Source organism: Pseudomonas sp. S12(2018) (genome assembly GCF_024355235.1).
Classification (GTDB): domain Bacteria; phylum Pseudomonadota; class Gammaproteobacteria; order Pseudomonadales; family Pseudomonadaceae; genus Aquipseudomonas; species Aquipseudomonas palmensis.
Genome location: NZ_QLAD01000014.1, coordinates 1 through 4,184, shown reverse-complemented (window position 1 = coordinate 4,184; position 4,184 = coordinate 1). Strand labels below are relative to the sequence as shown.

4 protein-coding genes and 2 tRNA genes are annotated in these 4,184 nt (G+C 57.3%); 5 read left to right on the top strand and 1 reads right to left on the bottom strand.

Translation table 11 applies throughout. The features are described from left to right. Positions 1 to 67: 67 nt before the first annotated feature. Together DN388_RS24480 and mgtE are read left to right on the top strand one after the other, a co-directional pair. Positions 68 to 144: transfer RNA gene (locus DN388_RS24480), tRNA-Arg, on the top strand. 382 nt (positions 145 to 526) lie between these two features. Next, positions 527 to 1,969: a magnesium transporter gene (gene mgtE / locus DN388_RS24475; RefSeq protein ID WP_043860297.1), complete on the top strand. Its 1,443-nt coding sequence runs from the start codon at positions 527 to 529 to the stop codon at positions 1,967 to 1,969. A gap of 56 nt (positions 1,970 to 2,025) precedes the next feature. On the opposite strand, the gene DN388_RS24470 is transcribed toward mgtE, so the two are convergent. Further along, positions 2,026 to 2,352, bottom strand: a complete 327-nt coding sequence (locus tag DN388_RS24470; protein ID WP_003254499.1) for an Arc family DNA-binding protein — start codon at positions 2,350 to 2,352, stop codon at positions 2,026 to 2,028. 344 nt (positions 2,353 to 2,696) lie between these two features. Between DN388_RS24470 and phnN the strand changes: the two genes are divergently transcribed. The 3 genes from phnN to DN388_RS24455 all read left to right on the top strand — a co-directional run bounded on the left by phnN (position 2,697) and on the right by DN388_RS24455 (position 4,130). After that, positions 2,697 to 3,287, top strand: coding sequence for a phosphonate metabolism protein/1,5-bisphosphokinase (PRPP-forming) PhnN (gene phnN / locus DN388_RS24465; RefSeq protein ID WP_255002673.1), 591 nt, complete (start codon positions 2,697 to 2,699; stop codon positions 3,285 to 3,287). A 109-nt stretch (positions 3,288 to 3,396) separates the two neighbouring features. Further along, positions 3,397 to 3,473 (top strand) — tRNA-Arg (locus tag DN388_RS24460). 228 nt (positions 3,474 to 3,701) lie between these two features. Next, entirely contained in the window at positions 3,702 to 4,130 is a 429-nt protein-coding gene (locus tag DN388_RS24455; RefSeq protein ID WP_054916581.1) for a GNAT family N-acetyltransferase, read from the top strand. Positions 4,131 to 4,184: the final 54 nt, after the last annotated feature.

The window sequence follows — 4,184 nt, the reverse complement described above, 5'->3', positions numbered from 1 at the left end:
CAGTTTCCAGTCTGGAAGTTGTTTCAGCTTCAACCAGAGGTGATCTGGTCTATCAAGCGCCAACCCTGCACTCGTAGCTCAGCTGGATAGAGTACTCGGCTACGAACCGAGCGGTCACAGGTTCGAATCCTGTCGAGTGCACCATACAACAGAAGGCCCGCTTTTAAGCGGGCCTTCTGCTTTTCGGCTTTTCACTTTTCCGTAAGGCGCGATGAATAAACTGTCATCGATGCGTTTACCGGCCCCTGCTAACTTTTGCGTCTTCAATGTGTTCTTTGGGGTGTGCCAGCCGTCGCACTGTCAGAGCTGGACGTTGTCACAGCTTTATCTCGCAAGCGATTGTTCTGGCCAATATTTTCAGCCCGAGCAGCCCAAGCCGTGTATGATTGCGCCCGTCAGCTCCGCCGGGGCTTGTGGAATACCACCATGGACTTACCCAGTAGTTACTCAATAGCTTGTTTTGCCAATCACGATCTGACTGATTGATTCTCCTGGCGTGCTCCGCTGCTGGGAGTGGAGTACGCGTATGACCGAAAGTGAAGTAAAAAAATCGCAAGAAAGCCTGCAGGATCGCCTGGCCCAGGTGGTCGAATTGCTGCAGCGCCAACGAGTGGTCGAAGACCTGACACATCGTCAGGAAGGGCACCATAACGATCGGGTCGAAAATCTCGTACACCGCCAGAATCTGGTCGAGCTGCAACGCAAGCTCGATGATCTGCACTCCGCTGACGTTGCCTACATTCTCGAAGCCCTGCCGCTGGATGATCGTCTGACGGTCTGGCAACTGGTCAAGGCCGAGCGTGATGGTGACATCCTGCTCGAGGTATCCGATTCGGTTCGGGAAACCCTGATCGCCGACATGGACGATCACGAGCTGCTTGCCGCTGCCAAGGAGATGGACGCCGACGAGCTGGCCGACCTTGCGCCGGAGCTGCCGCGCGACGTCGTGCATGAGCTGATGGAAACCCTCGATGCCCAGCAGCGTGAGCGCGTACGCTCCGCGTTGAGCTATGACGAGGACCAGGTCGGTGCCTTGATGGACTTCGAGATGGTGACCATCCGCGAGGACGTCAGCCTTGAGGTGGTGTTGCGTTACCTGCGCCGGCTCAAGGAACTGCCAAGCCATACCGACAAACTGTTCGTGGTCGATTACGACGGCAAGCTCAAGGGTGTGCTGCCCATCAAGCGGCTGCTGGTGAACGACCCCGACAAGCAGGTTGCCGAGGTCATGGCCAGTGACCCGGTGAGTTTTCATCCCGATGAAGACGCCTACGATGCGGCACAGGCCTTTGAGCGCTATGACCTGATTTCGGCACCGGTGGTGGACAAGAGCGATCGCCTGATCGGCCGTTTGACCATCGACGAAATGGTCGACCTGATCCGTGAGGAAAGCGAGAACGAAGTCCTCAATATGGCGGGTCTGCGTGAGGAGGAAGACATCTTCGCCTCGGTCTGGCGTTCGCTTCGCAATCGTTGGGCATGGCTGGCAATCAACCTGATCACGGCCTTTGTCGCTTCGCGAGTGATCGGCCTGTTCGAGGGGTCGATCGAGAAGCTGGTGGCGTTGGCTGCACTGATGCCCATCGTGGCCGGTATCGGGGGCAACTCCGGCAACCAGACCATTACCATGATCGTACGTGCCATGGCGCTCGATCAGGTCAGCCCGGGCAATACTGCGCGATTGATGCGCAAGGAGCTTGCGGTGGCCTTGATCAATGGCCTGGTGTGGGGGGGCGTGATCGGCGTTGTGGCCTACCTGCTCTATGGCAGCTGGTCGCTGGGGGTAGTGATGACTGCGGCGATGACCCTGAACCTGCTGTTGGCGGCCCTGATGGGCGTTCTTATCCCGATGACGCTTGCTCGAATGGGTCGCGATCCTGCGATGGGCGCAAGTGTGATGATCACTGCCATGACCGACAGTGGCGGGTTCTTCATCTTCCTGGGCCTTGCTACGATCTTCTTGCTGTAAAAAGGCAAGGCATAAAAAAAGCCAGCGAAAGCTGGCTTTTTTGTGCGTGGGTGGAATCAGGAAGCGTCTGCGGCCATCTCGACGTCATGGGCGATCAGTGCGACCAGAGCATTTTGCTGGCGATGGGACAGCTGGCGGAAGCGTTGCAGCAGTTCACGTTCGTGCAGTGACAGCTCTGGGCTGTCCAGGCGCATGCTCAGCTCGTCGCCCAGTGCACCTTCCTGAATAAGGCTCTGCTCCAGGCGTGCAATGATCTCGGAGTTCATGCTGCGGTGGTGGTTACGCGCAACCTCGGCAATGCGCTCACGCATTCCGTCTGGCAGGCGGACGACAAATTTGTCAGCGGTGCGGCTTGAGTAGATAGCCTGTTTCATTGGGCGCATATAATTGACCGGTTTAGTTCAGGGGGAAGCGGTTCTCGAAATCGGCCGCACGATGAGTGTTACGACCATCGTTAAGACAAAATGTTCAACCTGGAGTACGAATGAGGTCTTCATCATGCCTCAGTGTCGCCAGTTCCTTGGCGTCAATTCTGTGACAAATATTGAACTGGGTAAAGGCGTTATGCCAGTACCAATTATCAGAAATGCGCACTGGTTTGAAAAGTTTTCATTTGGCGCTCGGCCTGGCCACCTCGGCGGCTCGACTTTTCATCACCGGCAAAGGCGCAAAGACCGTGCAATGCGCCTAAAATGCGCGAGCTTTTCTTTCTCTGAGCATAGTGGCTATGCAGTATGACGCAAGCGACGTTCCCTTGGCGGGGGCGGGCAGGGTGATCTATTTGATGGGGCCGTCCGGTGCCGGCAAGGACAGTCTTCTGGATGCGGCGCGTGAGCTTCTGCTGGCAAACCAGGTGCGCATTCCTAAGCGTGTCATCACTCGCTCCGCCGAGGCGGTGGGGGAGGACGCAGTCGCCGTATCGGTCCAGCAGTTCGAGCAGATGGCTGACCGTGGCGAATTTGCCCTGCAGTGGCGCGCCAATGGGTTGGCTTATGGGGTTCCTGCTTATATAGATGCGTGGCTTGCCGAAGGCTGGCACGTGATGGTCAACGGGTCGCGCGCGCACCTGCCGGTGGCGCAGGCGAAGTACCCGGACCTGTTGCCCATATTGCTTTGTGTGAATCCGCAGGTATTGCGCGGGCGATTGCTTCAACGGGGCAGGGAGGGGCAGCACGAGATCGAGCAGCGAATGGCGCGCAACCAACAGTCCATGACACAGGTTGATGATCGGGTCCGGCGGGTGGACAACTCGACCAGTCTTGACGATGCAGTGCGCCGCCTGCTGATGGTTTTGCAGGAGGCAGGCGTACGTGCCTGAGGCTGGAAACCACCTACTGGTAAAAAGCGCAGAGACGACATGACAAATCCTGGCTCGCTGGGTAACATGCTCGCCGTTCCGTATGGCGGGCCATGTACGCCAGACGCATGTCTCAGTAGCTCAATTGGATAGAGCATCCCCCTCCTAAGGGGAAGGTTGCAGGTTCGAACCCTGCCTGGGACACCATCCTTCGTTCGAGGGCTGGCTGCTTCCTGCGCTTTACCTTCTCTTCTTCTGCTCCATCCATCCCTCCTCGTTTCTGCGCATGATTCGCTACCTTGGCTGACGTTCGTGCTGCCCCCTGGCGAGCCTCCTTCTACCTGTGAACCCGAATTCCGATTTAACATCCGCTGCGAGCCGGCGCCTGCAGGCTCGCAGCGTACTCATGTAGTCCAATGCCGCACAGGAGAGCTTATGACAGATGCCCCTTACCGATTCACCCTGGGCGCTGACGCCGATGCCATGGCAGTGGTGCGTGAAGGGCTGCGCCGCTTCAACATCGAACAGATCGGCCCTTACACCTATGAAGATTTCCAGCTGTATGCCCGCGATGGCGGGGGCCAGGTGAGAGGTGGGCTGTTCGGTCATTTCGCAATGGGTTGGCTCTATATCGACTACTTCTGGTTGAGCGATGCCGCACGCGGTCATGGGTTGGGCAGCGAACTGCTGATGCGAGCCGAAGAGGAGGCGCGGGCGCGGGGCTGCACCGGTTTGTTTCTTTATACCTATAGTTTCCAGGCCCCTGACTTCTACCAGAAGCAGGGATACCACATCATGGGGATGCTGGAGGATTGCCCGCCTGGTTATCAGCGCTACTACCTGAAAAAGACGCTTCAGTCTTGAAATGCTCATGCTGACCTATGTGCCGAGGTTATTTTGAAATAAACCCTTGACGCA

What these genes read in the sequence shown, in the direction of transcription:
- mgtE (WP_043860297.1), top strand. Translation starts at nt 527, where the DNA reads ATGACCGAAAGTGAAGTAAAAAAATCGCAAGAAAGCCTGCAGGATCGC.
- DN388_RS24470 (WP_003254499.1), bottom strand. Translation starts at nt 2,352, where the DNA reads ATGCGCCCAATGAAACAGGCTATCTACTCAAGCCGCACCGCTGACAAA.
- phnN (WP_255002673.1), top strand. Translation starts at nt 2,697, where the DNA reads ATGCAGTATGACGCAAGCGACGTTCCCTTGGCGGGGGCGGGCAGGGTG.
- DN388_RS24455 (WP_054916581.1), top strand. Translation starts at nt 3,702, where the DNA reads ATGACAGATGCCCCTTACCGATTCACCCTGGGCGCTGACGCCGATGCC.